Origin of the sequence: Aquitalea pelogenes (genome assembly GCF_041914625.1) — a bacterium.
In the GTDB taxonomy this organism is placed as follows: Bacteria; Pseudomonadota; Gammaproteobacteria; order Burkholderiales; family Chromobacteriaceae; genus Aquitalea; species Aquitalea pelogenes.
Genome location: NZ_JAYSDA010000002.1, coordinates 137,306 through 163,024, shown reverse-complemented (window position 1 = coordinate 163,024; position 25,719 = coordinate 137,306). Strand labels below are relative to the sequence as shown.

Below are 25,719 nucleotides of genomic sequence, written 5' to 3'. Positions count from 1 at the left end.
CATGAGCGAACTGACCCAACTTCCCGCCTGGCAAACCCTGTGGGACCACTTTGCCGATGCCAAGCAGCTGCACATGCGCGAGCTGTTCCAAAACGACCCGGAGCGGGCCGAACGTTATGGCCTGGAAGTGGGGGGCCTGTTCCTCGATTACTCCAAGAACCGCATCACCGACGAAACCCTGAAGGGCCTGATGCAGCTGGCGCGCGAAGCCGGGCTGCCGGAACGCATCAAGGCCATGTTCAAGGGCGAAAAGATCAACAGCACGGAAAACCGCGCCGTGCTGCACGTTGCCCTGCGCAACCGCACCAATTCGCCCATTTTCGTTGATGGCGAAGACGTGATGCCCAAGGTGAATTCCGTGCTGGAACGCATGGGAAAGTTTGCCCACGCCGTGCGCTCCGGCGAGTGGCTGGGTTATACCAACCAGCCCATCACCGACATCGTCAACATCGGCATTGGCGGCTCGGACCTGGGCCCGCTGATGGTATGCAGTGCGCTGCGCCCGTTTGGCCACCCGCGCATGAACATGCACTTTGTCTCCAATGTGGATGGTGCCCAGCTGAAGGAAACCCTGAAGAAGGTGCATTCGGAAACCACCTTGTTCGTGGTGGAATCCAAAACCTTCACCACCCAGGAAACCCTTACCAATGCACTGACCGCGCGTGACTGGTTCCTACAGCGTGCGCGGGACGAAAAAGCGGTGGCCAAGCACTTTGTCGCCGTATCCACCAACCAGAAAGCCGTGGCGGATTTCGGCATCGACCCGTCCAACATGTTCGAATTCTGGGACTGGGTGGGTGGCCGTTACAGCCTGTGGTCGGCCATCGGCCTGCCCATCATGCTGTATCTGGGCGAGGAAAACTTTACCGAGCTGCTCAACGGCGCGCACATCATGGACCAGCATTTCCGCAATGCACCGTTCGAGCAGAACATGCCGGTGTTGCTGGCCATGATAGGCATCTGGTACATCAACTACTTTGGTGGTGGCAGCCACGTGATTGCGCCGTACGACCAGTACCTGCATCGCTTGCCGGCCTTCATCCAGCAACTGGACATGGAGTCCAACGGCAAGCAGACCCAGCTCAATGGCAACCCGGTCAATTTTGAAACCGCGCCCATTATCTGGGGTGAAACCGGCATCAACGGCCAGCATGCCTTCTTCCAGCTGCTGCATCAGGGCACGCATATTTCGCCGATCGACCTGATTGCCTCGCTGGAAAGCCGTGGCAGCCTGCCGGGTCACCATGAAATCCTGCTGGCCAACGTGTTTGCCCAGGCCGAGGCCTTCATGCGCGGCAAGACCGCCGACGAAGTACGCGAAGAACTGGCCGCGCAAGGCATGAAGGGCGATGCACTGGAAGCACTGGTGCCGCACAAGGTGTTTGCCGGCAACCGTCCCACCAATACCTTGCTGATGAGCTTCCTCGACCCGCGCAACCTGGGTTCGCTGATTGCGCTGTACGAGCACAAGATCTTTGTGCAAGGCGTGATCTGGGGCATCAACAGCTTCGACCAGTGGGGGGTGGAACTGGGCAAGCAACTGGCCAAGACCATCCACGCTGAACTCACCGGCAAGCTGAAAACGGCCGAGCACGACAGCTCCACCCGCCGCCTGATCCAGCTGTACCGTCAGGCCAACAAGAGCAAGTAAGCGCACTGGCTGAGCCAAGGGCCACCCTCAAAGAAAAACGCCTCCGGATGGAGGCGTTTTGCATGGGACTGGCAGCGAAGATCAGAAATTGTACCTGGCGCTGTAGATCACCGCGTTCTGGTACTCGGACGAGCCCAGCTTCTGGTCGGCATAGCGGTATTGCACGCCGGTGGTGAAGCGCTTGTTCACATTCCACCACAGGGCGATGGCACCGTTTTCGCCGGTGTTGTGCTTGTAGTTGGCCACGAATTCGTGCTTGCGGGCGAATTCGGTTTCATGCCACTGGGTCACCAGGAAGGACTGACCAAAGGCGCTGAACGGGTAGAGCAGCACATAGCCGGCCATCCAGCCGTTGTAACCGGAACCGATGCCGAAGGAGTCCAGCTCGTTGTGCGCGCCAATGAACGGCTTGATGGTCAGGTTGCCGTACTTCAGTTCGGTGCTCAGGCCCAGTACGCGGTTCTGGCTGAAGAAGTTGTTGCCACGGGTGTCGTAAACGTGTGCGTACAGCTGTACCGGTACGTTGCCCACCTGGGTCAGGTTGAAGCGGCCAATGGCCTTGGTGGTGTAGCGGCGGTCATAGCCGTTCAGGCCGTCGCCACTCTTGCCCGGGTTTTCCAGGTCGAAGAAGCCGTAGACATCACCCCAGTTGCCACCCATGCCGCCTTCGGCTTCCAGGTAGCCGAAGTCTTTCTTGCCACTTTGCTCCGTGGTACGGGAAGACCAGTCGAGGTAGTTGGCACTGACATTGGCAAAGGACCAGTTGTCGGCATGCGCCAGGGTGGAGCCGCTGATCAGAGACAGGGCCAGCAGCAGTTTGCGAGCTTTCATTTTTTCCGCCTAAGTGAACTTTTTTTATGTAAAACCCGCAGGACAGACCATACGGGGGCGCGCAGGGTAGCGCACAAGTCTCTACATTGAAAAGTTTCAGTTCAAGCGACGTAACATTTCAGCAACATTATGAAAACGGGCTGTATTGCTGTTGGACAATATGCAGCAAATGTCGTCATCAGCGGACATTGGCTGGCAAGTAGGCGCTATCTGGCCAGCCATAGCGCAGCAGGCTGATGCTGCCGCTGGCAGAAAATTCGACGCCCTCTTGTTCCAGCAACACGCGCTGCCAGTCGGCCTGCTCACTGCCGGGGCGGGACAGGCGGCCGGCACTGTTCACCACCCGGTGCCAGGGCAGACCGTGGCCGTCCGGCAGGCTGCCCAGCAGCTTGCCGACATGACGGGCGTGGCGTGGAAAGCCAGCCTCCGCCGCCAGCACGCCGTAGCTGCTGACCCGGCCGGGCGGTATCTGCCGCACCAGCGCCAGCACCGCCAGTTCGAAGGCGGGTGACATCAGCGGAAGCGGGCGTCCGCCACGAAGGGATTGTGGCGCTTTTCATCGCCAATGGTGGTGAGCGGGCCGTGGCCGGGAATCACCACGGTGTCGTCCGGCAACAGGAACAGCTTTTGCTGGATGGCATCGATCAGCTGCTGGTGATTACCCATGGGGAAGTCGGTACGGCCGATGGAGCCCTGGAACAGTACGTCACCGGCCACCAGCACACCGGCGGCGGCGCTGTAGAACACCACATGGCCGGGCGTGTGGCCGGGGCAGTGGATCACCTGCAGCGTTTCCTGGCCGATGCTGATGGTATCGCCCTCGTTCAGCCAGCGTTCCGGGGTGAGGGCCGGGCTGGAGGGAAAACCGAACATGCGGCCCTGATTGGGCAGCTGGTCCAGCCAGAAGCTTTCGCTCTGTTCCGGGCCTTCAATCTGCACGCCCAGTTGGGCGGCCAGTTCACCGGCACCACCGGCGTGGTCGATATGGCCGTGAGTCAGCAGCAGCTTGGTGACGCTGAGTCCTTGTTGCGCGACCCAGGCGCGGATGCGGTCGATATCGCCACCGGCATCGACGATGGCGGCTTCGCGCGTGACATCGCACCACAGCACGCTGCAGTTCTGGGCAAAGGGGGTAACCGGAATCAGGTGATACTGCAGGGACATGGCGGTGCTCGGTGCAATTGGGATGGCAAATTGTGGCATGGCAGGCCGCTGCGGCCAAGCTTGTCGGGGCGGGGCGGCCGAAACTGGTAAAATCGCGCCATTCCCGCTTTACCGGAGGCCATGATGAGCCTGATTCCCGAAATCAAACCGCAGCAGTCGCTGGAGTTGCTCAAAGAACTGCATATCCTTACCCGCGACGGCAAGATCAACCAGGACACCCGCCGCAAGCTCAAGCAGGTGTATCACCTCTACCAGTTCATCGAACCCCTGATGCAGGACGTGCTGCAAAGCAAGGGGGACGTCAGCCTGGCCGACCACGGCGCGGGCAAGTCCTACCTGGGTTTCATCCTGTACGACCTGTTCCTCAAGGACAAGGAGGCCGGCCGGGTATTCGGCATCGAAACCCGGCCCGAGCTGGTCAGCCGCTCGGAAGAACTGGCCGCGCGGCTGGGCTTCGACCGCATGGGTTTTCTCAACCTGACGGTGGAGCAGTCCATCACCTCCGAGCAGTTGCCGGCCCAGGTGGACATCATTACTGCGCTGCATGCCTGCAACACCGCCACCGACGACGCCATCCGCTTTGCGCTGGCCAAGGACGCCAAATACATCGTGCTGGTGCCGTGCTGCCAGGCCGAAGTGGCCGCCGTGCTGCGTCAGAAGAAGAACGAGACCTTTGGCAAGACGCCGCTATCCGAACTGTGGCGTCATCCCATCCATACCCGCGAGTTCGGCAGCCAGCTGACCAATGTGCTGCGTTGCCTGCAACTGGAAGCCCGCGGTTACCAGCTGACGGTGACCGAGCTGGTGGGCTGGGAACATTCGATGAAGAACGAGCTGATCATTGCCAAGAAAACCGGCAAGGGCAAGCAGAGTGCGCGTGAGCGGCAGGAAGCCATTCTGCGCGAGCTGAACCTGGAAGACTTGCGCGAACGCTTTGTTTACTGAGCAGGCTCTGGCGGGGCGGTACGTGCCGCCAGCCAGTCGCTCAGATCGCCGCTTGCCACCAGCTGGCGCTTGGCGGCGGCCGACAGGCGCTTGAAAGCGTATTCGGCCTTCAGCGCCTGCGATTTGTCAGCAAAGGGATAAACCAGCGCAATGCGCTGTGGCGGGTTGAGCCGGGTATAACGTGCGCCTTTGCCGGCCAGATGCGCGGCATAGCGCCGCGCCACGTCATTGCTGATGCCGGTGTACAGCGCGCCGTCACGGCACTCCAGCACGTACAGATGCCACTGGCCGGCGGGGCTGGTGGTATCAGCCTTGTTCATCGTCCAGCTTGGGCAGCGGGCGGATGCTCACCCGTTCGGTACGATTGCCTTTTTGCTCGGTCACCACGATTTCCCAGCCCGCTTCGCGAATGCTGTCGCCCTGGCGCGGAATGCGCTCCAGCCGGTGCATCAACAGGCCGGCCACGGTGTGGAAGTCCTCTTCCTCGTAGTTGCCCAGCTCGATGTACTGTTCCAGCGTCACCAGTTCGGTGCTGCCTTCCACATCCAGACTGCCATCTTCGCCCTGTACCAGCGCCGGTTGTTCATGGCGTTCGTGTTCTTCCGGGAAGTCCCCGGCAATGGCTTCCATCAGGTCCTTCTGGGTGACGATGCCTTCCAGACTGCCAAATTCGTTCACCACAAAAGCCATGTCGGCAGCTTGCTGACGGAAGGCCTCCATCGCTTTCAGTACCGTCATGCCTTCCGGCAATACCAGCGGCTGGCGCAGTGCGGCCATCACGTCCAGCGTCTGGCCGTCCAGCAACTGGGCCAGCAAGTCCTTGCGTGCCACGATGCCCAGCGGCTCGTCGATGCGGCCGGCACCCACTACCAGCAGGCGGGAGTAGGGGCTGTCACGCAGCACCTTGCGTTGCTGCTCGGCATCCTGGCTGATGTCCAGACGGTGGATGTCGGAACGCGGGGTGGCAATCACCCGGATCGGTCGTTCGGCCAGGGTCAGTACACTGTGTATCATCGCCCGCTCATTGTGGGCAAAGGCTTCTTCCGCGTCCTCGTGGGGGCCTTCCTCGTGTTCCTGCTCGTGATGGCCGCCGTGTTGCAGCGGCGCATTGCCCAGCAGGCGCAGTACGGTGTCGGCGGTACGGGAGCGGAAACTGTTACGGCTATTGAGAAAGCGCTGACGGTTGACGTTGGCAATCTGGTTGAACACCTCGATCAGCACCGAGAAACCAATGGCGGCGTACAGATAGCCCTTGGGAATATGGAAACCGAAGCCGTCGGCAATCAGGCTGAAGCCGATCATCAGCAAGAAGCCCAGACACAGCATCACCACGGTGGGGTGGGCGTTGACGAAGCGGGTGAGCGGCTTGCTGGCCATGATCATCATGCTCATGGCAATCACTACGGCCAGCATCATGATGCTCAGGTGCTCGGCCATACCGATGGCGGTGACCACCGAGTCGATGGAGAACACGGCATCCAGCACCAGAATCTGCACCACCACGGTGGCAAAGGCGGCATAGGCCTTCTGGCCATTGCCTTCACTGTGCTCCACCCCTTCCAGCCGCTCGTGCAGCTCCATGGTGGCCTTGAACAGCAGGAACAGGCCGCCGCCCAGCATGATCAGGTCGCGGCCGGAAAAGCTCTGTCCCTGCACGGAAAACAGGGGAGCGGTGAGTTTTACCAGCCAGCTGATGCCCGCCAGCATGAACAGACGCATGATCAGCGCCAGTGACAGGCCAAGCACACGGGCGCGGTCGCGCTGATGAGGTGGGAGCTTTTCGGCCAGGATGGCCACGAAAATCAGGTTGTCGACGCCGAGCACCACCTCCAGCACGATCAGGGTGAGGAGGCCGAGCAGGGCATAAGGGTCAGACAGCCAGGATAAATCCATGATGTAAAAACAGGGTCCTTGAAAAGAAACAGTCAACACAATAACAAACCACGGCCTTCTTGTCCGTGGTGCAGGCAAAGCAAAGCCCCGGCAGTGCTGCAGGCCGGGGCTGGAGGAGGGTTACAGGCCGCCGTAAGAGTGCAGGCCGGTCAGATACATGTTCACCCCGAGGAAGGCAAAGGTGGTGACCAAGAGGCCGATGACCGCCCACCAGGCCAGCGGCTTGCCCCGCCAGCCCTTCACCAGCCGGATATGCAGCCAGGCGGCGTAGTTCAGCCACACGATCAGTGCCCAGGTTTCCTTCGGGTCCCAGCTCCAGTAGCCACCCCAGGCATCGGCCGCCCACATGGCACCCAGAATGGTGGCAATGGTGAAAAACAGGAAACCGATGGAAATGGCTTTGTACATCATTTCGTCCAGCACTTCCGCGCTGGGCAGCCGGTCTTTCAGCACGCCCTTGAGCACCAGCAGCTCGGCCACACCCAGCATGGCCGACATGGCAAACGCACCATAGCCGACAAAGTTTGCAGGAACATGAATCTTCATCCACCACGACTGCAAGGCCGGGATCAGCGGCTGGATTTCATGCGCCTGACGGTCGAAGCTGTACCACAGGATGAAGCCGACCGCGGCACTGATCACCATCAGCACGAAGGCACCGGCCTGGCGGGTGGCGAAGCGGGCTTCGTAGTACAGGTACATCAGCGAGGTGATCAGGGTGAACAGGATGAAGACTTCATACAGATTGGATACCGGAATGTGGCCAACATCGCTGCCAATCAGGTAGCTCTCGTACCAGCGCACGAACAGGCCGGCGGCACCCATGACGGCCGCAGCCCAGGTCAGACCGCTGCCCATGCGCGACAGCATGGCCGAGCGGGTGAGCAGGCCCGCCCAGTACACCAGGGTGGCCAGGAAGAACAGGGTGCACATCCACATGATGGAGGACTGGCTGGACAGCAGGAACTTCAGCCAGAACGCGCTCTGACCGCGTGCCAGCTCGCCGTGGTACAGGCTGATGCCCAGCAGCGCCACCGTGGCCGACAAGGGGAAAAACCAGCGCCAGGACTTCCAGAACCAGCCCAGTGCCACCAGCCCGACGGCCGAGCCCGCCAGAATGGCTTGCTCGTAACCATCCATATAGGGGTTGTACAGACGCCAGGCCTGCACTGCAGCGACCACAAGCAGCACGGCATACAGCCAGTCAGCCAGTTTCAGCCGCTTGTACATCGGCTGTGCGACAAAGGATTGTGCAAGTTCCATCACTTACCTCGTACTAACTGTTGAATTGCTTCGCCATGACGGCGGAAATCTGCATCCAGGTCACGGTTGTGACGGTTGGAGCTCATGGCCAGCCGCACGCTGCCGGGCATGCAGCAGATCCACAGCCGGATTTCCCGGATATAGAACATCAGCACGATGCCGATCACCAGCATCAGCGAGCCAAGATACACCAGGTTCTTGCCGGGCGAGCGGGTCAGTTGCAGGCCGGATGCCTGAACCTGGTTAAAGCCTTGCAGTTGCAGGAACACCGGGGCGTTGTAATCGTGCAGCGCACTGATGCCCACCAGGCTGTCCAGCAGGAAGCGGTAGCGCTTGCCATCCATGGCCACCGGCTTGAGACCGGCCTTGGCATCGGCCACATCCATCACGTCCACCACCGCGCCTTGCAGGATCTTCACATAGGTTTGTGCCACGGCCTGGCGTTTGTCCTGCGGGACTTTTTCGTCCAGGAACTGCTCCAGCGCCACAAAGCCACCCTGGGCAAAGCGTCCGAGAATCCATTTCACGCTATTGGCAAACTGTTGCTGCATGGCCGGGCTGATGGCCGAACCCTGCATGGCCTTGGCCGTGGTGCGCTTGGCAATTTCGTCGTACAGGGCCGGGTTCATGAAGGCGGTGCGCAGGCGCATGAAGCTGTCCAGCGACAGTTGATCATCCAGCGGCAGGCGCAGGTACTGGAAGGGTTCCGACACCTTGCTGCGCACACCGGCCACCAGATAGCTGACGCCATCTTGCTGGATGGGGGCCATGTAATGATGGAATTCCATCGCCTGGCCCTGTTTGTCACGCAGCTTGAAGGTGACAGACGGGCCGATGTTCTTCAGTTGCTTCTCGTGCTTTACCTCGCGGGCATCCTGCATGCGCTCGCTCAGGCTCTTGCCACTGGCATCGGCATTCTTGTTGCCCATGTTCTCGATGTTGAACACGCGTAGATCGCCAAACTCCAGGTTGTAATCCTTGCCATTGGCGCGCAGCGGCTGGGCGGCCATCGATACACCATTGATGGCCACCGGCTGCATTTGCGGCTGGTCCAGATTCCATGCCTTGAAGGTCAGCGGCGAGCCACCGTCGCCAAAGCTGGCCTGGTAGATGGCCACACCATCCACGATCAGCGGATGGTTCACCTTCACCTGGGCTTCGGTCACCTTGCCGGTGGCCTTGTCGGTGACGGCAATGTCGCTGGCAAACAGCTTGGGCATGCCGTTGCTGTAGTAATCGACATAGAACTTCTTCAGCGTCACGGTAAAGGGCAGGTCCTGCACCAGATAGCCGTTGCCGGAGTTCAGGAACACCACATCGGCGCTTTTGCCCTCTGCCACGGTGACATTGCCGCGGAAGGACAGGTTGGAAGTGGACAGCCGGCTTTGGGGCGGAATCTGGCTTTGCGGAATATCACGGGTTTCCGGCACCACGCTGCCCACCATTTCCGCCAGTTTCAGCGGCAGGTTGCCATCCATCAGCCCGCCAATGCAGATGACGACCAGTGCAATATGGGCAAAAAAGTAGCCCAGCTTGCTGGCTGCACCTTTTTTGGCCGCCAGCACCAGGCTGCCGTCTGCCCGCTGGTGTTCGCGCCAGCGCCAACCCTGGCCGCGCAGATAGGCACGCAGCGTTTCCGGGTCTGCTGCCGCGCCATCAAACACGACACTGTGCTTCATGGCTGCCAGTGAGTTGTCCGAGGCTTTCTCGCGATAGGCCTTCATGTCCTTGATGAAGCCCGGGCCGTTGCGCACGATGCACAAGGTGGTGGACAGCACCAGAAAGGCCAGGATGGTCAGGAACCAGCCGGAATGGTAAACATCGTACAGCCCCAGCTGTTCGAACACGGCAAACCAGTACTGGCCGAATTCAAAGGCATAGTTGGGGTAGGGCTCGTTCTGCTTCAGTACGGTACCGATGATCGAGGCAATGGCCAGAATGGTCAGCAGACCAATGGCAAAGCGCATGGAACTGAACAGTTCGTACAGCTTGTATACAGCGGTGTGGCGGGAGTTTTTTGTCATCTTGGTGCCGAACACAAAAAGGGAAGCCGGTTAAGGCTTCCCTTTTGAACAAGGCTATCCGCAAAAGTTGCGATTAGCGCAGACCCGAAATGTATTCGGCCACAGCCTTCATTTCGGCATCAGTCATGCGGGAAGCAACATCGGTCATGGTGACGTTCTTGCGATCGGTGCCAGCCTTGAAGTCAGCCAGTTGCTTGGCTACGTAGGCAGCATGCTGGCTGCCAACACGCGGGAACTGGTCCGGGATACCCTTGCCGGCCGGGCCGTGGCAGGCCATACAGGCCGGCAGGTGGCTGGTCGGGTTGCCAACGCGGTAGATCTTGGCACCCAGCGGCATCAGCTCCTTGTTGGCCGCTTCACGGGCCTTGGGCTTTTGCTGGCTGAAGTAGGAAGCGACATTGCGCATGTCAGCATCGGACAGTGCAGAGGCCATGCCCAGCATGATCGGATTCTTGCGCTCACCCTTCTTGAAGGCTTGCAGCTGGTTGTAGATATACACCTCATGCTGGCCGGCCAAGGTCGGGTTTGCCGACGCTACGCTGTTGCCATCAGCACCGTGACAGGCGGCACATACCGTGTCAACGATCTGCTTGCCCTTTACCGGGTCTCCCTTGGCAATGCCTTCTGCCCATGCACTTCCAGCCAGGGTTGCCGCAGCTACAGCCAACAGCATCATCCGTTTCATGATCGCTCCTTGTGAGGAATTCTTAAATATCTGTAAAAGTGGCAATTTCAAACCTGTTATTCTATACCAACTGAAATCAACCTTACTACTATGTCGATTTTTAAAAGCGCCACTTTTTATACCACCGTCAACCATTTGAAGGACCTGCCGCCCACCCGGGCCGAGGTCGCCTTCGTGGGTCGGTCCAATGCCGGCAAGTCCAGCGCCATCAATACGCTGGCCAACCGGACCCGGCTGGCGTATGTCTCCAAGACACCCGGCCGTACCCAGCATATCAACTTCTTTGACCTGGGCCAGGAACGCTTCATGGTGGACTTGCCCGGTTACGGTTATGCCGAAGTGCCAGAGGCGGTGCGCGCCCACTGGGTACAGCTGCTGGGCCGTTACCTGCAAACCCGTGACAGCCTGGTCGGGCTGATCCTGATCATGGATTCGCGCCGTCCACTGCTGGAACTGGACCGCAAGATGCTGGCTTTCTTCCGCGATACCGACCGTCCGGTGCATATTCTGCTGTCCAAATCCGACAAATTATCGCGCAGCGACCAGCAAAAGACCTTGACCATGGTCAGGCGCGAGCTGGCAGATTACCCCGCGGTGTCAATCCAGTTGTTTTCCAGCCTGAAGAAAACCGGCGTGGAGCAGGTGGAAGAAGTGGTGGAAGCCTGGTTTGATGCTGTACTGAAAGAACAGGATTCGCTGCCAGATAGCGAATGACGGAACTTTGTCGGCGGGAGAGCTACTAACCGTGCAGGTGCTCCGGCACCTCCCGCTTGCCTCCCTGAGCGGGAGCCTTACGCTGACAATTAAGGCCTTTACCCCGGCGCAATGTGCGCCGGGTTTTTTATTGCCTGCCGTCTGATGCAACAGACATGAAAAAAGCGAGAGCATTTGCTCTCGCTTTTTTTGTCCACTGCCATGGCATCCGGATGGTTTGCCTTGTCAGTTGTTCATCACCACATTGGTCACCTTCAGGCTTTCAGCAGCACTGCGTACTGCCGCATCGGAAGTGAAGGGTCCAAGGCGTACCTTGTAGTTGCCCTGCTGGTTGATGATGCCCAGCTTGCCATCGTAACGGTCGTCCACTTCATCCAGCATTTTCTTCAACAGTGCTTCGGCATTGGCCAGCTTGTTGAAAGAACCGAGCTGCAAATACTTCGGGTTGTCCTCGCTGCGGATATCCGGGCCATTGCTGGCCACAGCCTCGCCACCGGCTACGGGCCATACCCGCTCGATGCTGACCTTGGCACTGCCTTGCTTGACGAAGCCCAGCTTGTAGGCCGCCGCATAGGACAGATCCATCGCACGGTTGCGGTGGAAAGGGCCGCGATCATTGATGCGGACAATCACCGACTTGCCGTTGGCCGCATTGGTTACCCGCACGTAGCTGGGAATCGGCAGGGTCGGGTGCGCCGCAGTCATGGCAAACATGTCGTAGCGCTCACCCGAGGTGGTTTTTCTGCCTTGAAACTGCTTGCCGTACCAGGAGGCCACGCCGGTGGCCTTGAACGGTTTTTCACTGGTGTCCGGACGGAAGCTCATGCCCATCGCGGTGTAAGGCTGGTTGGCTGACTTGATCAGCGGTTCCGTCTGGGGTACTGCATCCGGTACCAGATTCAGGTTGACCGGGATATGGTCGGCGGGGCCGTCTTTCTGAAAATAGGCGCCGCCCTTGTTGTTGGCTACGGTGGGCTTATTGGTCGGCTTTGCCGACTGGTTGGTGGCGCTGGCCGTCTTCACGGTGGAGCAAGCCACAAGTACGAGACTGACAAAAACAAGCCACAGCCATCGGAGTACTGATTGCATAGACCTCCCTTATGCTGTTGGGCACATCAAAAAACGTCGGCGGATACTGCCCTTGCGGGTGTTCTCCCCTGCCTTCGCGACAGTGGACGGCTGCCTGTGTCCTGTGCCATGACTGGCTCAGGTCCGGCATGCCATCCGTTTCACTTCAGGCATCAACATTTCTTGCTGGCCCGTTAGTGTTGGCCGGCCTGTGAACTGTCAGCTTCCTCCTGCGAAATCCAGCTGCCGCCACGCTTCAAACACCGTGATTGCAACGGCGTTGGAAAGGTTCAGGCTTCTCGATTCGGGACGCATGGGCAAACGAATCCTCTGTGTGGAGGGAAATTCCTCCAGCACTTCTGGCGGCAAGCCGCGGGATTCGGGACCGAACAGCAAAACGTCCCCAGGTTGGAAAGAAATCTGGTCGTGGCGCGTAGCGCCCTTGGTTGTTGCAGCGAAAATCCGCCGTCCTTGCAGGGCCTGCTGGCAGGCAGCCCAGTTTTCATGGACAACGACACGGGCGTATTCGTGGTAGTCGAGGCCCGCTCGTCGCAACTTGGCATCCTCCATGGGAAAACCCATGGGTTTGACCAGATGCAGTTCACAGCCGGTGTTGGCACATAAACGAATCACATTGCCCGTATTGGGCGGGATTTCCGGCTGAAAAAGAACAACGGTGAACATCGTTGGCTGGCTGGATTGTTCCAAAGAATCAAAATCTTGGTCAAGTTTTTGGGAAAGATGCCCTGCAGAGCACCCACGCATCGACCCGTTTTGCCCCCTGTTTTTTGAGTATTTCAGCCAGGGCAGACAGGGTCGCTCCACTAGTGGCCACATCGTCGACAATGGCGACGGAAAGCCCGTCAATGCGTTGTTTTACGCCAAATGCATGACGGACATTTCGGCTTCTTTCGGCACGGCCAAGAGAGGCTTGCGGCACAGTGTTGCGTTTTCGCCAACACAGTGTGGTGGAAAAACGGCTTTGCATTGTAGCAGCGATTGCCTGGGCCAGTGGAATGCTCTGGTTGAAGCTGCGCTCTGCAAGTCGTTCTTTTGACAAGGGAACGGGAATGACCAGGTCGCTTGAAACAGCCTGTTTTCGGGCAAATTCGGCCATCAGCGCGGCCAGTGCACCGGTCATTTCCAGCCGTTTTCCATACTTCACTGCATAAATAATTGCATTCAGGGGGTAGCCAAACAGGTATGGAGTGTGTATGGCGTCGAATGCCGGTGGCCGTCGCAGGCAAAAGCCGCAAATATCCCCCGTCAATGCTGGTTCTGCGCAAATGGGGCAGTGCATGGATGGCAGGGCCGGCAAGCTGGCTTTGCAGCTGTTACACAGCCCGTCCGGGCAGTTTCGACGATTACACAACAGACAGTTCTGATTAAATATTGAGCAATTGTCAATAAATTTTCTTTTGATATTTGACAGCATGGGAAGCCCTCTGCAAGACTGCGGCCAGACACTCTCAGCCATGCCGTTTTTTTCTTAAATTATCCATTTGTTCAGTTGTAATTTGGCAATAAATACAATTGGCATTTTTGTTGCAATGAAAGCGCATCATGACCACGCAAACCATTCAGTTTTCCCGTCCGGCAACACCGCATCCAGAAAGCAATGTCTGGTCGGTGGCAGAAATCGAAGCACTGCTGGCACTGCCCTTCATGGAGCTGGTTTTCCGTGCGGCGGAGATTCATCGCCAGTTTTTTGACCCGACCAAGGTGCAGCTGTCGACGCTGATTTCCATCAAGACCGGCGGCTGTCCGGAGGATTGCGGCTATTGCCCGCAATCGGTACATCACGATACGCCGGTGGAAAACCAGCCGATGATGACGGTGGACGAGGTGATTGAGGCTGCGCGTACCGCCAAGGCCAATGGTGCCGGTCGCTTCTGCATGGGTGCCGCCTGGCGTGGCCCGAAGGATGCCGATCTGGAACAGACCCTGCGCATGGTCAGCGAAGTGAAGTCGCTGGGGCTGGAGACCTGTGCCACCTTTGGCTTGCTGAAGGATGGCCAGGCAGAAAAGCTGAAACAGGCCGGTCTGGATTACTACAACCATAATCTGGATACCGCGCCGGAAAAGTATGGTGACATCATCCATACCCGTGAATATGAAGACCGGCTGGACACGCTGGGCAAGGTGCGCGGTGCCGGTTTGTCGGTGTGCTGTGGCGGTATTGTCGGCATGAATGAAACCCGTGCGGACCGTGCCGGGCTGATTGCCCAACTGGCCAATCTGGAGCCGCAGCCGGAGTCGGTGCCGATCAATAATCTGGTGAAAGTGGGTGGCACGCCGCTGGAAGGGGCAGACCCGCTGGACTGGACCGAATTCGTGCGTACCATTGCGGTTACCCGCATCACCATGCCCAGAAGTTATGTGCGTCTTTCTGCCGGTCGGCGCGAGATGCCGGAGGCCATGCAAGCCCTTTGCTTCCTGGCGGGTGCCAACTCGATTTTCTATGGTGACAAGCTGTTGACCACCGGGAATCCTGAGGTGGATGCCGATCGGGTACTGATGGAAAAACTGGACCTGTCGCCGCTGTAAATCAGCCTGATTTTTACTGCCCGGATCGGTCGGATTTTTGCAATGTATATATAAGGAATACTTTTGTGAAAATCCGACCGATTTTGACGTTTTTTTTCTGAAAGAGCCATGCGCGCCCAAGACCTCTCCACTGCCTTGCTGCAATTGCAGCAACAGCACCGTTTGCGACAGCGTCATTTGCTGGAAACACCGCAGTCCAGCCAGGTGGTGATCGATGGTAAAAACTACATCGCATTTGCCAGCAACGACTACCTGGGCCTGGCCAATCACCCGGCCTTGATCGAAGCCACGCGGGCGGCATTGCAGCAATGGGGGGTGGGGGGTGGTGCTTCGCATCTGGTGGCCGGGCATTTTGCCATTCACGAACAGGCCGAACAGGCCCTGGCCGATTTTTGCGGTAGCGAGGCCGCGCTGTTGTTCAGCTCGGGCTATGCGGCCAATCAGGCGGTGATTACCAGTCTGGTGGGACGGGGGGACGCCGTTTTTGCCGACAAGCTCAATCATGCTTCCCTGAACGATGCCTGCTTGTTGTCGCGCGCCAGCTTCCGCCGTTTCCGCCATAACGATCTGCAACATCTGGAAGAACTGCTGGCCAGCACGCCGGCCCGGACCCGGCTGATTGCAGTGGATGCGGTGTACAGCATGGATGGTGACGAAGCACCGCTAAAGAAACTGCTGCAACTGGCCGATAAATACGATGCCTGGCTTTATATCGACGATGCGCACGGTTTTGGTGTGCTTGGCAATGGACATGGCTCGGCGGTGGAACAGGGTATCAGTGGTGAGCGGCTGGTTTACATGGCGACACTGGGCAAGGCTGCCGGTGTGGCTGGTGCCTTTGTCGCCGGTACTGCCCAGCTGGTGCAATGGCTGGTGAACAGTGCCCGCACCTACATCTATACCACCGCGCAACCACCTGCACTGGCAGCAGCCGTACTGGCCAGCTTGCAGCTGATTGCCAGTGAACCCTGGCGCAGGGAACGCCTGCAGCAACACATCAGCAGGGTGAGGGAAAGGTTGGCTGATGTAAATTTTCAGCTGATGTCATCCCGTACGCCGATACAGCCGATTATCATAGGCAGGAACGAGCAGGCAATGTTGCTGGCTGCACAATTGAAAGAGCGTGGGTACTGGGTGCCGGCGATACGCCCCCCCACTGTTCCCGAGGGGACAGCCCGTTTGCGTCTGACCTTGTCCGCAGCCCATACGCCGGACCAGCTGGAGGGCTTGCTGGACAGCGTGGTGTCAGCAATACAGTCATAGGGGATGACTGTGTCTGTTCGTAGCATGACCGGATTTCCCGGCTAACTCATACTACGATAACGACATGAAGAGTACGGCGGATTACCTGTCCACGCAGCAAGAAGCTGCCCGCACTGCGCTGGAACTGATCCAGCGGCAGGGCGAAACAACGGCTGCTGCGCTATGGGCACTGGTGGGCTCCAGTTGGCAATGTCTGGCAACACTCGGTGCGGCATCCAGCCTGCCCAGTGCCCAGGCCTTGTCGGCAGGGCGCTTGCCTGGACCGGACGGCGCTGCCCTGCCGCTGGACCTGCATGGCACTACCCTGGGCTGGCTGGTGTGGCGCGGCAAGATTGCCGATAACGCCGATGCGGTACTTGCCTTGCTGGTGGGGCACTTGCACAGTGCCAGCCTGCATTCTGCCCAGTCCCAGTCCCGGGTGATGAATGAAACCCTGCTGGAAATCAGCCAGCTACCGGGCGAGTGCAATACGCTGGATGAAATGCTGCCCAAGCTGCACCGGCTCTTGATGCGGCTGATGGACGCCAGCAATTTCTACATTGCGCTGTTTGACGAGCAAGGCGGCCAGCTGTACTACCCCTTTTATGCCGATCAGCAAGACCCGGCCCCGCCCTCACCCGAAGCCGTCTTCAGCAAGGAACAGACCACCCGCTCGCTGACAGCCTGGCTGATGCGCATGGGCAAACCGCTGGTATTGACCCGGCAACGCCTGCTGGAAGTCTGCGAGCAAGAACAGCTGGTACTGGAAGGTCCGCTGCCCGAGTTGTGGATGGGGGTGCCGCTGACCAATGTCAGCAATGCGGTGATCGGTGCTGCCGTATTGCAGTTCTATGCCAACCAGGCGCCTTGCACTTCGGCCGAACAGGCCTTGTTCCTGTTTGTCACCCGGCATATTGCCTATGCGCTGGACCGCATGCTGTATCGCAGCCAGCTGGAGCGCCAGGTCTGGTTGCGTACTTGCGAACTTGAAGGTGTGAATGCGCGTTTGCGTTCGGAGATTTCCGACCGGCAACGTGCCGAGCGTTTTCAGGACGTGCTGTTCCGCATTGCCGACCTGTCCAATACCAGCCTGTCGCTGGAAGCCTTCCTGGCGGGCGTGCATCGCTTGCTGATGGAACTGGTGGCAGGGCGCAACTGCCAGGTTGCCCTGTACGACATGAACAGCGACATGCTGAGCTTTCCCTATTGTGCCGATGACTTCCAGCAGGTCAGCCAGACCCGTCGTCCCGGCAGGGGACTGGTAGAGCAGGTATTGCATAGTGGTCGGCCATTATTGCTGGACCGTACCCCTGCACAGCTGAACCCGACGGAAGAAAGCACGGCCCCTCCCATGTGCAGCTGGCTGGGCGTACCACTGTATTGCGGGCACGAGCTGCTGGGGGTGTTGTCGGTACACAGCTACCAGAACGACGTGATTTACAGCTATCGCGATCAGGAAGTGCTGGAGTTCGTTGCCAACAATATCGGCACCGCACTGGCCCGTGTCCGCGCCATGCACGATCTGCAAAATGCCTATGCCGAGCTGGAAGAGCGCGTGCGCGAGCGCACCAGCGAACTGGATGCGGTGAACGCCCAGCTGGAGTTCGACAGTCTGCACGATCCGCTGACCAAGCTGCCCAACCGCAACTACTTTGCCAAGACGCTGCGCCGGGCGTGGGACAGTTATCTGTCCGGCAACGGTGCCCGCTTCAGCGTCATTTTCATCGACCTGGACCGCTTCAAGCTGGTGAACGATACCCTGGGCCACCTGGCTGGCGACCATCTTTTGTTTGAAGCCGGTGCCCGTATCCGCTCCTGCCTGCGGCACTATGACTTCCTCGCCCGGCTGGGTGGCGACGAATTTGCCATCCTGCTGTTTGGCACCGAAACGCTGGATGGCTGCGAGATGATTGCGCGGCGCATCGTCAGCGAGTTCGAACGGCCGGTGATTCTGGCAGGCCGCGAAGTGTTCTCCACCGCCAGCGTCGGGGTGGTGCTGGCAGACCGCGACCACTACCACAAGGCCGAAGAACTGCTGCGCGATGCCGACCATGCCATGTACTGCACCAAGCAGCAGGGGCGGCAAGGTTATACCGTGTTCAATCACCAGCTGCGCATCAACCAGGCCGACCAGCTGGCGCTGGAAAGCGAGCTGCGCCGCGCGCTGGATGCGGAAGACCAGTTGCAACCCTTCTTCCAGCCCTTCATCGACGCGCGCAGTGGCGAGCTGGTGGGGTTTGAGTCGCTGGTCCGCTGGCGGCACCCGCAACGCGGCCTGATTTCACCGGCATTGTTCCTGCCGGTTGCCGAAGAAAGCGGGCTGATCACCCGGGTGGACCGCTACATGATCAATGCCGCCTGCCGCCAGTTGCGCCAATGGCTGGATGCCGGCCTGGTGGGTAGCGACATTGCACTGCACCTCAATCTGTCGTCGGCCAATTTCCACGACCCGGAACTGGTGAGCTGGGTGCGCAGCATCATCGAGGGCTATCAGTTGCCCGCAGCCATCCTGCATCTGGAAATCACCGAAAGTGCGCTGATCGACGTGCCGGAAATTGCCGCCACGGTGATGCACGCGCTGCATCAGCTGGGGGTCAAGCTGGCACTGGATGACTTTGGCACCGGTTATTCTGCGCTGTCCTACCTGCATCGTTACCGCTTTGATGTCCTCAAGATCGACCAGAGCTTTGTGTTTGATCTGGACCGCAAGGAAGAATCCGTCGCCATCGTGCGTGCCATTCTGGCGCTGGCCCAGGCGCTGGGGCTGGATGTGGTGGCCGAGGGCGTGGAAACCGCCGCCCAGCTGGCCCGCCTGCAGGAAATGGGCTGCGCCAAATTGCAGGGCTATTACTTTGCCACCCCCAGCCCGGCAGAAGCCATCGACTGGGAACGGCTGGCGCGCTTTGTGCAGGAATTCCGCCGTGCTGCCTGAGTTTTGCCAGGCAGTGGCTTTTCTTTTACCGGCAGGGCTTGCGAAACAGGCCCTGTTCCCCCATTTAAATGCCCATGAATCTGTTTGTTGAAAGCCGTGGCCGTGGCCCGGATGTGGTCATGCTGCATGGCTGGGGCCTGCATGGCGGAGTGTTCGACCGCGTCGCCAGCCAGCTGGCCGACCATTACTGCGTCCATCTGGTCGACCTGCCCGGCCATGGTGCATCCGCCCCCTTGGCGCGCTTTGATGCTGACGAAGTGGCCGACCTGGTCGATGCCCAATTCCCCTTTCCGGTACAAGTTGTCGGCTGGTCGCTGGGCGGGCTGATTGCCCAGCACTGGGCAGCCCGTCACCCGGACAAGGTAAAGAGCCTGGCGCTGGTGGCCACCAGCCCGCGCTTTGTGCGTGACGACTCCTGGCCGCATGCCCAGCAACGTGCCGCCATCGAAGCGGTGGGTGCCAGCCTGGATGGTGCCTTCGAGCAAACGCTGGAGCGCTTTCTGGCCTTGCAGATGATGGGAGCCCCGGCGGCACGCGACACGGTCAAAGCCGTGCGCGAGCAATTGTTTGCCCATGGCCGTCCGCAAGGCTTGTTGCCTGCGCTGCAATTGCTGCTGGACGCCGACGCCCGTGCACTGGCCGGGCAGATCCGCTGTCCGGTGGCGCTGTTTTACGGCGTGCGCGATGCCATTACCCCGATAGGCGCAGGCCGCTGGCTGCAAGCCGCGCTGGCCGATGCCACCCTGCATGAATTCACCCAGGCTTCGCATGCGCCATTTTTGTCCCATCAGGACGAGTTTGTCGCCAAGCTGGCCCCGCATCTGGAAGCCTCTGCATGAGCGAAGCGTTTTATACCGACAAAGACCGAATCCGTGCCTCTTTTGAGCGCGCGGCCGCCAGTTATGACGCTGCCGCCGTGTTGCAGCGTGAAGTCTCCGACCGCATGGCCGAGCGCCTGTCCTACATCAAGCACCAGCCGCAAGTGATTCTGGATGCCGGCACCGGCACCGGCTATGGTGCCGCCCAGCTGCGCGCCCAATACCCGGATGCCCAGATTGTCGAGCTGGACCTGGCCCACGCCATGCTGTGTGCCTCGCGCGAGCGTCAGCGCGCCGGTGACGGCCTGCTGAAAAAGCTGTTCAAGCGCAGCCAGCCCTGGCAAGTGTGTGCCGATGTGGAAAGACTGCCCTTGGCCGATAACAGCGTGGACATGATCTGGTCCAACCTCACCATTCAATGGGTGAACATTCCGGACAGCGTGTTCAGCGAATTCGAGCGCGTGCTCAAGCCGGACGGCATGCTGATGTTTTCCACCCTCGGCCCCGATACCCTGTTCGAGCTGCGCGAGGCCTTTGGCGGCGTGGACAAGGCTACCCACGTCAACCAGTTCATCGACATGCACGACCTGGGCGATGCGCTGATGCGGGTAGGCTTTGCCGAGCCGGTGATGGACATGGACAAGATCGTGCTGACCTACGACAAGGTGCGCGACGTGATGCACGACCTCAAGGCCATCGGCGCGCACAATGCCACGCGTGACCGCAGCCGCGGCCTGATGGGCAAGCAGGCCTGGCAACGGGTGGAAGCGGCTTATGAAACCCGCCGCCGCGATGGCAAGCTGCCTGCCACTTATGAAGTGGTGTATGGCCATGCCTGGAAAAGCACGCTGAAGAAAAAGGGCAATACCCTGCCGGATGGCCGTCAGGTGATTGAATTCGTCAAACCGGGCAGCTGGCCGGGCAAGGTTTAGCTGTTAAGGATGCTTGGTTGCCAGGCCGGTCAGGGAAGCCACTTCCTGCACCGGCAGGCAGATTTCTGAGCGTTGCCGGGAACCATGTTGCGCCGCAATAATCGAATGAGCCCATTACGCATTCAACCCCGTCACTACCCGTACCCGCTATCATGACGCTTCTTCGCCGCCTGATGCCGGCCAGCCTGCTGGTCCTGCTGGCCGCCTGTACCATTACCCAAGCTCCAACCGAAATCAGCATTCCCAAAACCCCGGTCAAGCCGCGTGTTGCGCTGGCCCTGGGTGGTGGTGCCGCCAAGGGCTTTGCCCATATTGGCGTCATCAAGGTGCTGGAAGCCAACGGCATCGTGCCGGACATCATCACCGGCACCAGCGCCGGCAGCGTGGTGGGCAGCCTGTATGCTTCCGGCCTGAATGGCATGCAGCTGCAAGCCAAGGCCATGCAGCTGGACGAATCCGAACTGACCGACTGGACGCTGTCCACCAAGGGCTTCCTCAAGGGTGAGAAGCTGGAAAACTACATCAACACCCAGCTGGGCAACCGGCCCATCGAAAAACTGCCGCGCAAACTGGGCATTGTCGCCACCGAACTGGACTCCGGCCAGAAAGTGGTATTCCGCATGGGTAACACCGGTCAGGCCGTGCGGGCTTCGGCCAGCATTCCCAATGTCTTCCTGCCGGTGGTGATTGGCGGCAAACGCTATGTAGATGGCGGGCTGGTCAGCCCGGTGCCGGTATCGGCCGCGCGCGAGATGGGGGCCGACTTTGTCATTGCGGTGGATATTTCCGCCAAGCCCAAGCCGGGCAAGGCCACCGGCCTGTTCTCCATGCTGGACCAGAGCTTCAACATCATGAGCGGCCCCACGCTGGCCGCCGAACTGAAACAGGCTGATGTCGTGGTGCGGCCCAATGTGCTGAATATCGGCTCGGCCGATTTCGAAGCCCGCCATCAGGCCATTCTGGAAGGCGAAAAAGCCGCGCAGCAGCTGATTCCGCTGATTCGCAGCCGTTTGCAGCAAAAGGCGCAGGCGCTGGCCCGTTAAATCCGGCCCGGCTGGCTGTCCGGCCGAAAACTGGCATAATGCAGGCGTTGTCCGGCCATGAGGCTTGTCAGCGCCTGTTTTGCCTTGTGCCGCGTGCGTTGCAAGGCAAAGCATCCATGTTCACTTCAGGGCCAGGCCCGCAAGGAAATCCGCATGATCAAGCTCTACGGCGTGCAGCTGTCTGCCTACTACAACAAGGTAAAGGTTGCCTTGCTGGAAAAGGGCGTCAACTTCCAGGAAGTGCCGACCCGTCCCTCGCAGGAACCGGCCATGCTGGAACAAAGCCCGATGGGCAAGATTCCCTATGTCGATATCAACGGCCATGCCTTGTCGGAATCGACAGTGATTCTGGAATGGCTGGAAGATGCCTACCCGACCGCCGCCTTGCTGCCGCCGACGCCGAATGGCCGGGCCAGTGCGCGCGAGCTGATGACCATGCTGGACTTGTACCTGATGCCGGCCACCGCGCCCTTGTACCGCCACCTGCTGTTTGGTGCCGCGCTGGATGAAGCCGGCAAGGCGACGGCCAAGGCCGCCATCGAGCGCAGCCTCTTGGCCGTGTCGCGTCTGGTGCAGTATGGCCCATGGCTGGCAGGCGAGTATTTCAGCTTCGCCGATATTTCCGCAGCCTGTGTATTGCCGCTGGTGGCCTGGTCTACCCGCGAAGTGTATGGCGAGGACCTCACCACCATCATTCCGGGCATTGAAGAATACCTGGCCTTGCTGGGCAAGCGTGCCAGCGTGGCCCGCATGTGGCAGGACAGTGCCGCCGCCCGCGCAGCCTATCTGGAAGCCAGCAAGCAGTAGGCTGAAGGCTGTCTACATTTCCTCAAACAGCGGTAATTGCTGTGGCTGGTCGGCCTCGTCGGCCAGCCTGACCCCCACCCCCACCAGCCGGACCGGCTTGTTGCCGCGGGCAAATGCCACGCCCAGCAAGTCGGTGTAGGCGGCGCTGCTCAACTGCTGGCCGACATGCTCGGCGGTGGTCTGGCTGAAATCGGCAAACTTCAGCTTCACACTCAAACCCTTGAATGGCGGATTGCCCGCCCGTTGAATGCGGCCCTGCAACTTGGCCATCAGCGCTGGCAGCTTGTCCAGGCAGGCGGTGAGGTCCGGCAGGTCCTGCGCATAGGTTTCTTCCACGCTGATGGATTTGCGGCTGCGGTCGGTACTGACCGGCCGCTCGTCACGGCCGCGTGCCAACTCGTACAGCCGCTCGCCAAAGCGGCCGAAATGCCGCATCAGGTCGCTCATTTCCCATTGGCGCAGCTCGCTGCAGCGGTGAATGCCCAGCTTTTTCAGATGCGCCGCCGTCACCCTGCCCACGCCATGAATCTTCTCTACCGGCAGTTGCAGCACAAAGGCGTCGACATCCTGCGGGCGGATCACGAATTGACCGTCCGGCTTGTTCCAGTCACTGGCAATCTTGGCCAGAAACTTGTTGGGGGCAATGCCGGCCGAGGCGGTAATGCCGACTTCGGCCTGGATCTGGCGGCGGATGGCTGCGGCCATCAGGGTGGCGCTGCCTTGCTCGTGCGGCTGGGTGCTGACATCCAGATAGGCCTCATCCAGCGACAGCGGTTCGATCAGCGGGGTGTAGCGTTCATAGATGGCCATGATCTGCTGGCTGGCCGCGCGGTAGCGGGCCATGTCCGGCGGCAGGATCAGCAATTGCGGGCACAGGCGCAGTGCGCGTGCCGAAGACATGGCGCTGTGCACGCCAAAGCGACGGGCGATGTAGTTGCAGGTGGCAATCACCCCGCGGCTGTCCGGCTGCCCGCCCACCGCCAGCGGAATATCACGCAGCGCCGGGTTGTCGCGCATTTCGATGGCGGCATAAAAGCAGTCGCAATCGACGTGGATGATCTTGCGTTGGCCGGTCATGCAGCGGCTATCAGTCGGCAGCGCGCTCGCTGTGGCCCAGTGACTTGTCCGGTGCCACCCGGTCGCGTACCAGCTGCTTCAGTTGCTTGATGTCGGGAAAGCCGCCGTCCTGCTTGCGGTCCCAGATTTGCTCGCCATCGACACAAACACGGAATACGCCACCGCTGCCGGGGCGCAGCGCCACTTCGGCCAGTTCTTTTTCAAAGGTGGTGAGCAGTTCCTGCGCCATCCAGGCGGCGCGCAGCATCCAGCGGCAACCGGTGCAGTATTCGATGCTGATACGGGACAATGCAGAGGGGGAGTGCGTGGTGGCGGTCATGGCAGGCTGGCAATGGAACAATGCCGGATAGCATAACGCAGAATGAGGAAAAATCCGCCGGTTCCCTGAGTCGATCTATTTATTTGACGGGCCTCGCTGAGCAAGGTCCGCTCCTCCATCGTGTTGACTCTTCCTTGGTGCAGACTTGGCGCTTACTACTGTGTAGGGTAACCGGCGGACTGAGCAGTACAGAGCGTTGTTCAACTCAATTTCCGGACGCCAGTTTGCCCAAGCTTGGTGCAACGGTAAAGCGAATACTCTAACAAGTAGCGGATGCTGCATTGCACGATGTCACATTGGCGCAACGTTGGGCAGAAAAATGCCCGCTTTCGCGGGCAAGTGGCTGATTTGGTCAGTGAAATTCGCTACTCCGGCAGTGAATTTCACTGGCCAAGGCCTTAGTGGCTGCTGTGTTCCATCTCCATCGGCGCATCCTTTTCAACCTGAACTTCCACGGTGATGCTGCCTGCCTTGGCAAACTTCAGCGTCAGCGGAAAATGGTCGCCGGCCTTGAGCGGCTGCTTCAGGCCCATCAGCATGATGTGATAGCCACCGGGGGCAAATTTCACCTCGCTGCCAGCGGCAACAGCAACACCGCCGCTGACTTCACGCATGCGCATTACGCCATTGTCGTTGATGTGCACATGCAGCTCGGCTTTGTCCGCCCGTGGTGTGCTGGCAGAAATCAGCGTGTCGGCCTGTTTGCCGGTGTTCTTGATGCTCAGGTAGGCCGCGCCGGTGGGGCTGGCTTCCGGCATGGCCCGGCTCCAGGGATGACCCAGTTCCAGTGCACCCAGTTTGAAACCGTGGGCAGAAACGGTTGCCGCCAGCATGAGGCCGGCCAGCAAGGCGAACAGACGGGAAAGGGACATGAGCTTCTCCTGAATTGGGTTGCGGGCAAATTAGCACAGTTCAGACCGCACAGGCTGCGACAAAGTGCCGCAGGCGGGTGCAAAGAGGATGCGACACGGCACAGGCACAGACACGACGCCGGGCTATCATTTGCCGGGCAGATGACTATAATCGTCGGCTTATATTTAATGGTATTGGCATCATGCTGGAAACCCTGTCGTTGAAATTCCTGTTTGGTGGTCTGCTCAGCCTGATCACCATTACCAACCCGCTGTCCAAGATTCCGCTGTTCATTTCCCTGACCCAGGACATGAGCGAAGCCGGGCGGGCCAACCAGGCGCGTCGTGCCTGCCTGTTTGCCGCAGCCATCATGCTGGTCAGCCTGCTGGCCGGTAACCTCATCATGGCGGCCTTCGGCATTTCCTATGGCGCGCTGCGCATTGCCGGCGGGCTGGTGGTGGCGGTGCTGGGTTACCGCATGCTGTTCTTGTCGCAGGATCCGGGCATGGCACCCAAAACCGGCGAGCGGGAAGACTATGCCTTTTTCCCGCTGGCCATGCCCGGCATCAGCGGGCCGGGGACCATTGCGGTGGTGATCGGCATTTCCACCGAAATCGCCGAATTGTCGGGCTGGACGGCCAAGACACTGGCCTTCGGCATGACCTTTGTCGCCATTGCCGCTACCAGCCTGGGCATGTGGCTGGTGTTGCGCTCCTCGGCCATGATTTCCGCCCGGCTAGGGCGCGGTGGCCGGGAAGTCACCACCCGGCTGATGGGCTTCTTGCTGATCTGCGTTGGCGTGCAGTTTGTCGGTTCCGGCATCCGTACCTTCATGGCCGGTTCCTGAGCAAGATCGTTCAAGTTTTCTGTCCGGGGCTATGCCAGAATGCAAGGGACATTGTTTGTCCCGCC

The 25,719-nt window shown here is 59.7% G+C and carries 25 protein-coding genes; 11 read left to right on the top strand and 14 right to left on the bottom strand.

The features are described 5' to 3' along the window. Position 1: 1 nt before the first annotated feature. Entirely contained in the window at positions 2–1,651 is a 1,650-nt protein-coding gene (pgi, locus tag ACE3SE_RS02835; RefSeq protein ID WP_374553780.1) for a glucose-6-phosphate isomerase, read from the top strand. An 81-nt stretch (positions 1,652–1,732) separates the two neighbouring features. Here pgi and ACE3SE_RS02830 read toward each other — a convergent pair whose 3' ends face one another. From ACE3SE_RS02830 to ACE3SE_RS02820, 3 genes are all read right to left on the bottom strand, one after another. Then, positions 1,733–2,482 (bottom strand): outer membrane protein OmpK, encoded by a 750-nt coding sequence (locus tag ACE3SE_RS02830; protein ID WP_374553778.1) that lies wholly within the window; start codon positions 2,480–2,482, stop codon positions 1,733–1,735. Positions 2,483–2,660: 178 nt separating this feature from the next. Continuing rightward, positions 2,661–2,996 carry an MGMT family protein gene (locus ACE3SE_RS02825; RefSeq protein WP_045846528.1) on the bottom strand — a complete coding sequence of 112 codons (336 nt, stop codon included), beginning with the start codon at positions 2,994–2,996 and terminating at the stop codon, positions 2,661–2,663. Then, entirely contained in the window at positions 2,996–3,646 is a 651-nt protein-coding gene (locus ACE3SE_RS02820) for an MBL fold metallo-hydrolase (RefSeq protein ID WP_374553776.1), read from the bottom strand. Before ACE3SE_RS02820 ends, ACE3SE_RS02825 begins: the two co-directional genes overlap by 1 nt. A gap of 123 nt (positions 3,647–3,769) precedes the next feature. On the opposite strand from ACE3SE_RS02820, the gene ACE3SE_RS02815 reads away from it, so the two are divergent. Continuing rightward, on the top strand, positions 3,770–4,591 hold the full coding sequence (locus ACE3SE_RS02815; RefSeq protein WP_131360880.1) for a class I SAM-dependent methyltransferase: 822 nt from the start codon (positions 3,770–3,772) through the stop codon (positions 4,589–4,591). Here ACE3SE_RS02815 and ACE3SE_RS02810 read toward each other — a convergent pair. The 5 genes from ACE3SE_RS02810 to ACE3SE_RS02790 all read right to left on the bottom strand — a co-directional run bounded on the left by ACE3SE_RS02810 (position 4,585) and on the right by ACE3SE_RS02790 (position 10,456). Further along, positions 4,585–4,911 (bottom strand): GIY-YIG nuclease family protein, encoded by a 327-nt coding sequence (locus ACE3SE_RS02810; RefSeq protein WP_374553773.1) that lies wholly within the window; start codon positions 4,909–4,911, stop codon positions 4,585–4,587. The two genes, ACE3SE_RS02815 and ACE3SE_RS02810, sit on opposite strands and share 7 nt — an antisense overlap. After that, positions 4,898–6,484, bottom strand: coding sequence for a TerC family protein (locus tag ACE3SE_RS02805; RefSeq protein WP_374553771.1), 1,587 nt, complete (start codon positions 6,482–6,484; stop codon positions 4,898–4,900). The genes ACE3SE_RS02810 and ACE3SE_RS02805 overlap by 14 nt, the downstream gene beginning before the upstream one ends. Positions 6,485–6,604: 120 nt before the next feature. Next, the gene (gene ccsB, locus ACE3SE_RS02800) at positions 6,605–7,747 is read right to left on the bottom strand and encodes a c-type cytochrome biogenesis protein CcsB (protein ID WP_374553769.1); all 1,143 of its coding nucleotides are present in this window, start codon (positions 7,745–7,747) and stop codon (positions 6,605–6,607) included. Continuing rightward, positions 7,747–9,771, bottom strand: coding sequence for a cytochrome c biogenesis protein ResB (locus ACE3SE_RS02795; RefSeq protein WP_374553767.1), 2,025 nt, complete (start codon positions 9,769–9,771; stop codon positions 7,747–7,749). Before ACE3SE_RS02795 ends, ccsB begins: the two co-directional genes overlap by 1 nt. 73 nt (positions 9,772–9,844) lie before the next feature. Further along, positions 9,845–10,456 (bottom strand): c-type cytochrome, encoded by a 612-nt coding sequence (locus ACE3SE_RS02790; protein ID WP_045846523.1) that lies wholly within the window; start codon positions 10,454–10,456, stop codon positions 9,845–9,847. 90 nt (positions 10,457–10,546) lie between these two features. Here ACE3SE_RS02790 and yihA point away from each other — a divergent pair, with 90 nt between their 5' ends. Beyond that, on the top strand, positions 10,547–11,170 hold the full coding sequence (gene yihA / locus ACE3SE_RS02785) for a ribosome biogenesis GTP-binding protein YihA/YsxC (RefSeq protein ID WP_374553765.1): 624 nt from the start codon (positions 10,547–10,549) through the stop codon (positions 11,168–11,170). A gap of 225 nt (positions 11,171–11,395) precedes the next feature. Here the strand turns inward: yihA and ACE3SE_RS02780 are convergent, their stop codons facing one another. From ACE3SE_RS02780 to ACE3SE_RS02770, 3 genes are all read right to left on the bottom strand, one after another. Beyond that, positions 11,396–12,193: a septal ring lytic transglycosylase RlpA family protein gene (locus tag ACE3SE_RS02780; protein ID WP_231588850.1), complete on the bottom strand. Its 798-nt coding sequence runs from the start codon at positions 12,191–12,193 to the stop codon at positions 11,396–11,398. A gap of 264 nt (positions 12,194–12,457) precedes the next feature. Next, positions 12,458–12,922 (bottom strand): tRNA (cytidine(34)-2'-O)-methyltransferase, encoded by a 465-nt coding sequence (locus tag ACE3SE_RS02775; RefSeq protein ID WP_045846520.1) that lies wholly within the window; start codon positions 12,920–12,922, stop codon positions 12,458–12,460. Between the two features lie 40 nt (positions 12,923–12,962). Next, positions 12,963–13,673 (bottom strand): ComF family protein, encoded by a 711-nt coding sequence (locus tag ACE3SE_RS02770; RefSeq protein WP_374553763.1) that lies wholly within the window; start codon positions 13,671–13,673, stop codon positions 12,963–12,965. A 128-nt stretch (positions 13,674–13,801) separates the two neighbouring features. Here ACE3SE_RS02770 and bioB point away from each other — a divergent pair, with 128 nt between their 5' ends. From bioB to ACE3SE_RS02735, 7 genes are all read left to right on the top strand, one after another. Beyond that, positions 13,802–14,785, top strand: a complete 984-nt coding sequence (bioB, locus tag ACE3SE_RS02765) for a biotin synthase BioB (protein WP_045846519.1) — start codon at positions 13,802–13,804, stop codon at positions 14,783–14,785. 108 nt (positions 14,786–14,893) lie between these two features. Further along, complete coding sequence (gene bioF, locus ACE3SE_RS02760) at positions 14,894–16,048, top strand: 8-amino-7-oxononanoate synthase (protein ID WP_374553761.1); 1,155 nt, start codon at positions 14,894–14,896, stop codon at positions 16,046–16,048. Between the two features lie 64 nt (positions 16,049–16,112). Next, a complete protein-coding gene (locus tag ACE3SE_RS02755) occupies positions 16,113–18,959 on the top strand; it encodes a putative bifunctional diguanylate cyclase/phosphodiesterase (RefSeq protein ID WP_374553759.1) in 2,847 nt (948 codons plus the stop codon). Between the two features lie 74 nt (positions 18,960–19,033). Then, positions 19,034–19,798, top strand: coding sequence for a pimeloyl-ACP methyl ester esterase BioH (gene bioH, locus ACE3SE_RS02750; RefSeq protein WP_045846516.1), 765 nt, complete (start codon positions 19,034–19,036; stop codon positions 19,796–19,798). Then, a complete protein-coding gene (bioC, locus tag ACE3SE_RS02745; RefSeq protein ID WP_199103608.1) occupies positions 19,795–20,709 on the top strand; it encodes a malonyl-ACP O-methyltransferase BioC in 915 nt (304 codons plus the stop codon). Before bioH ends, bioC begins: the two co-directional genes overlap by 4 nt. A 152-nt stretch (positions 20,710–20,861) precedes the next feature. Further along, entirely contained in the window at positions 20,862–21,752 is an 891-nt protein-coding gene (locus ACE3SE_RS02740; protein ID WP_199103609.1) for a patatin-like phospholipase family protein, read from the top strand. Between the two features lie 153 nt (positions 21,753–21,905). After that, on the top strand, positions 21,906–22,559 hold the full coding sequence (locus ACE3SE_RS02735) for a glutathione S-transferase family protein (protein WP_374553756.1): 654 nt from the start codon (positions 21,906–21,908) through the stop codon (positions 22,557–22,559). Positions 22,560–22,571: 12 nt separating this feature from the next. On the opposite strand, the gene dinB is transcribed toward ACE3SE_RS02735, so the two are convergent. From dinB to ACE3SE_RS02720, 3 genes are all read right to left on the bottom strand, one after another. Then, on the bottom strand, positions 22,572–23,636 hold the full coding sequence (dinB, locus tag ACE3SE_RS02730) for a DNA polymerase IV (RefSeq protein ID WP_374553754.1): 1,065 nt from the start codon (positions 23,634–23,636) through the stop codon (positions 22,572–22,574). Between the two features lie 10 nt (positions 23,637–23,646). Next, entirely contained in the window at positions 23,647–23,955 is a 309-nt protein-coding gene (locus ACE3SE_RS02725; RefSeq protein ID WP_374553752.1) for a SelT/SelW/SelH family protein, read from the bottom strand. A 398-nt stretch (positions 23,956–24,353) separates the two neighbouring features. Then, positions 24,354–24,827, bottom strand: a complete 474-nt coding sequence (locus tag ACE3SE_RS02720; RefSeq protein ID WP_131356436.1) for a copper chaperone PCu(A)C — start codon at positions 24,825–24,827, stop codon at positions 24,354–24,356. A 182-nt stretch (positions 24,828–25,009) separates the two neighbouring features. Here ACE3SE_RS02720 and ACE3SE_RS02715 point away from each other — a divergent pair, with 182 nt between their 5' ends. Continuing rightward, positions 25,010–25,654, top strand: a complete 645-nt coding sequence (locus tag ACE3SE_RS02715; protein ID WP_045846508.1) for a MarC family NAAT transporter — start codon at positions 25,010–25,012, stop codon at positions 25,652–25,654. Positions 25,655–25,719: the final 65 nt, after the last annotated feature.

What these genes read in the sequence shown, in the direction of transcription:
- ACE3SE_RS02790 (WP_045846523.1), bottom strand. Translation starts at nt 10,456, where the DNA reads ATGAAACGGATGATGCTGTTGGCTGTAGCTGCGGCAACCCTGGCTGGA.
- bioF (WP_374553761.1), top strand. Translation starts at nt 14,894, where the DNA reads ATGCGCGCCCAAGACCTCTCCACTGCCTTGCTGCAATTGCAGCAACAG.
- ACE3SE_RS02795 (WP_374553767.1), bottom strand. Translation starts at nt 9,771, where the DNA reads ATGACAAAAAACTCCCGCCACACCGCTGTATACAAGCTGTACGAACTG.
- ACE3SE_RS02735 (WP_374553756.1), top strand. Translation starts at nt 21,906, where the DNA reads ATGATCAAGCTCTACGGCGTGCAGCTGTCTGCCTACTACAACAAGGTA.
- ACE3SE_RS02770 (WP_374553763.1), bottom strand. Translation starts at nt 13,673, where the DNA reads ATGCTGTCAAATATCAAAAGAAAATTTATTGACAATTGCTCAATATTT.
- ACE3SE_RS02830 (WP_374553778.1), bottom strand. Translation starts at nt 2,482, where the DNA reads ATGAAAGCTCGCAAACTGCTGCTGGCCCTGTCTCTGATCAGCGGCTCC.
- ACE3SE_RS02740 (WP_199103609.1), top strand. Translation starts at nt 20,862, where the DNA reads ATGACGCTTCTTCGCCGCCTGATGCCGGCCAGCCTGCTGGTCCTGCTG.
- bioB (WP_045846519.1), top strand. Translation starts at nt 13,802, where the DNA reads ATGACCACGCAAACCATTCAGTTTTCCCGTCCGGCAACACCGCATCCA.
- ACE3SE_RS02715 (WP_045846508.1), top strand. Translation starts at nt 25,010, where the DNA reads ATGCTGGAAACCCTGTCGTTGAAATTCCTGTTTGGTGGTCTGCTCAGC.
- ccsB (WP_374553769.1), bottom strand. Translation starts at nt 7,747, where the DNA reads ATGGAACTTGCACAATCCTTTGTCGCACAGCCGATGTACAAGCGGCTG.
- ACE3SE_RS02825 (WP_045846528.1), bottom strand. Translation starts at nt 2,996, where the DNA reads ATGTCACCCGCCTTCGAACTGGCGGTGCTGGCGCTGGTGCGGCAGATA.
- ACE3SE_RS02755 (WP_374553759.1), top strand. Translation starts at nt 16,113, where the DNA reads ATGAAGAGTACGGCGGATTACCTGTCCACGCAGCAAGAAGCTGCCCGC.
- ACE3SE_RS02720 (WP_131356436.1), bottom strand. Translation starts at nt 24,827, where the DNA reads ATGTCCCTTTCCCGTCTGTTCGCCTTGCTGGCCGGCCTCATGCTGGCG.
- ACE3SE_RS02820 (WP_374553776.1), bottom strand. Translation starts at nt 3,646, where the DNA reads ATGTCCCTGCAGTATCACCTGATTCCGGTTACCCCCTTTGCCCAGAAC.
- pgi (WP_374553780.1), top strand. Translation starts at nt 2, where the DNA reads ATGAGCGAACTGACCCAACTTCCCGCCTGGCAAACCCTGTGGGACCAC.
- yihA (WP_374553765.1), top strand. Translation starts at nt 10,547, where the DNA reads ATGTCGATTTTTAAAAGCGCCACTTTTTATACCACCGTCAACCATTTG.
- ACE3SE_RS02775 (WP_045846520.1), bottom strand. Translation starts at nt 12,922, where the DNA reads ATGTTCACCGTTGTTCTTTTTCAGCCGGAAATCCCGCCCAATACGGGC.
- ACE3SE_RS02725 (WP_374553752.1), bottom strand. Translation starts at nt 23,955, where the DNA reads ATGACCGCCACCACGCACTCCCCCTCTGCATTGTCCCGTATCAGCATC.
- bioH (WP_045846516.1), top strand. Translation starts at nt 19,034, where the DNA reads ATGAATCTGTTTGTTGAAAGCCGTGGCCGTGGCCCGGATGTGGTCATG.
- bioC (WP_199103608.1), top strand. Translation starts at nt 19,795, where the DNA reads ATGAGCGAAGCGTTTTATACCGACAAAGACCGAATCCGTGCCTCTTTT.
- ACE3SE_RS02810 (WP_374553773.1), bottom strand. Translation starts at nt 4,911, where the DNA reads ATGAACAAGGCTGATACCACCAGCCCCGCCGGCCAGTGGCATCTGTAC.
- dinB (WP_374553754.1), bottom strand. Translation starts at nt 23,636, where the DNA reads ATGACCGGCCAACGCAAGATCATCCACGTCGATTGCGACTGCTTTTAT.
- ACE3SE_RS02805 (WP_374553771.1), bottom strand. Translation starts at nt 6,484, where the DNA reads ATGGATTTATCCTGGCTGTCTGACCCTTATGCCCTGCTCGGCCTCCTC.
- ACE3SE_RS02815 (WP_131360880.1), top strand. Translation starts at nt 3,770, where the DNA reads ATGAGCCTGATTCCCGAAATCAAACCGCAGCAGTCGCTGGAGTTGCTC.